This is a genomic window from Pseudomonas citronellolis (genome assembly GCF_029335315.1).
GTDB classification, from domain to species: Bacteria; Pseudomonadota; Gammaproteobacteria; order Pseudomonadales; family Pseudomonadaceae; genus Pseudomonas; species Pseudomonas citronellolis_A.
In genome coordinates this window covers 1-1,400 of sequence record NZ_JARJLT010000054.1, presented here as the reverse complement: position 1 = coordinate 1,400, position 1,400 = coordinate 1, and the positions used below count along the sequence as shown (strand labels likewise).

Sequence of the window (1,400 nt, the reverse complement as noted above, 5' to 3'; positions counted from 1 at the left end):
CGCCATCTCCTGCTCGACCGCACCAAGCCTATCGCAAGCTTGCTACGCACACCGCCAAATCGATCCCAGCATGCCAATCGGAGCATTTCGCCACAGCACGTCGCGATAATGCCCAGCCACACCAATAGAAAATTCCCATATACAAAAAGAAAACTCTGATTGATCTTTTAGAAGCAAACAAACAGACAATTCTATTCAACACTTCAAGCATCGAGCATCTGCGAAGGGCGTCTCGCAAACCTAGCCATAAGGGCTGATGGAGCGACCGTATCACTGCTGGCGCATGGCGAAAGACCGTGAAGAACAAGGAGAACGTTTTGCGAACTTTGCACATCCCGTTGGTCGGCAGCGCCCTATTGCTATTAAGCCTCGCCGGCTGCACCGGACAGGGTATTCGGAACGACGCGTTCTCACCGCCATCGGGTGGTGAACAAGTCACAGTGACCGTGAAAGTGCCGAAGGACCTGGCGGCTGACACGATGCGGGTGATGTATCGCTCGCAGAAGTGTCAAGTCAAACGCTCGGGCGCGGACTGGACGAGTTATGAAGAAGACGGTCGCTATGCCATGGAGGTCGTACCGCAGCGGCAGGGGCAAAGCGATCTGTATGTGGCGAAGCTGGATAGAAGCGGCGGTGGGCCCTGCCAGTGGAATCTGAGTAACGTGACCTTTGGTGTGCGTTATGAGGATACAGCGCAATTTGGAAGCGGTGTTCAGTTTGGATATGGCGGGAGAGTTATTGTTGTATTTGATAACAACCCGCCTCAAGAAAGAGATATGTATAGGCCGACTGATGTGACTGGAGATGTCTCTATTGTTAAGGATTATTATCCGTGGCTTTTTGAAAACCATGCTGTTGATCATAAAAACACATAATCCTATTGAGTGAGAAGAGCGTTTATACCTATAGGGCGAAGAGCGCGCGTGAGGTGAATTTTTCTCCGATTCTTCACGGAGGGGCAGTGATAACTCGAGGGGCAAGTTTTTTCGGGGGGATGCCTGAAACTATTTATCCCGATGGCACAAGGGAGTCTACTCGCGACGATCCAGATCTGGGGCGACTGAAAGAAATTAGTAAAGGAAGTAGTGATCATTAATTTTCTTTGAAGCATTGAGTAGATTTTTAAGACTCAAGGAGGTCTCGTCATGCCTGATTACTCCCTTCGCACTGATACAATTTGCGCCGTCAAGAATGTCCAGTTCTTTACCCCACAAAAGCCTTACTGGTTGGAATTCCAACTGCTCGACGAGCGCAATGTGCCGCTGGCCCACCAGCCGTTCCGGGCGAGCAATGAGGCGACGCGCTGCGGCCTGGTCGCCGAGTTCAGCGGGGAAAGCGATGCCCGGGGCATCATCCGGCTGGAAGGATTGCACAAACTGGCGGTGACGCTATGGCTGACT

General features: G+C 51.7%; 1 protein-coding gene and 1 pseudogene. Both read left to right on the top strand.

Going from position 1 to position 1,400, the window contains the following annotated elements; all coding sequences use genetic code 11:
- The first annotated feature begins 296 nt into the window (after positions 1-296).
- A complete protein-coding gene (locus P3W75_RS04770) occupies positions 297-875 on the top strand; it encodes a hypothetical protein (RefSeq protein WP_276226216.1) in 579 nt (192 codons plus the stop codon).
- Positions 876-1,145: 270 nt separating this feature from the next.
- Positions 1,146-1,400: pseudogene (locus tag P3W75_RS04765) on the top strand (lipase family protein); the annotation flags it as partial.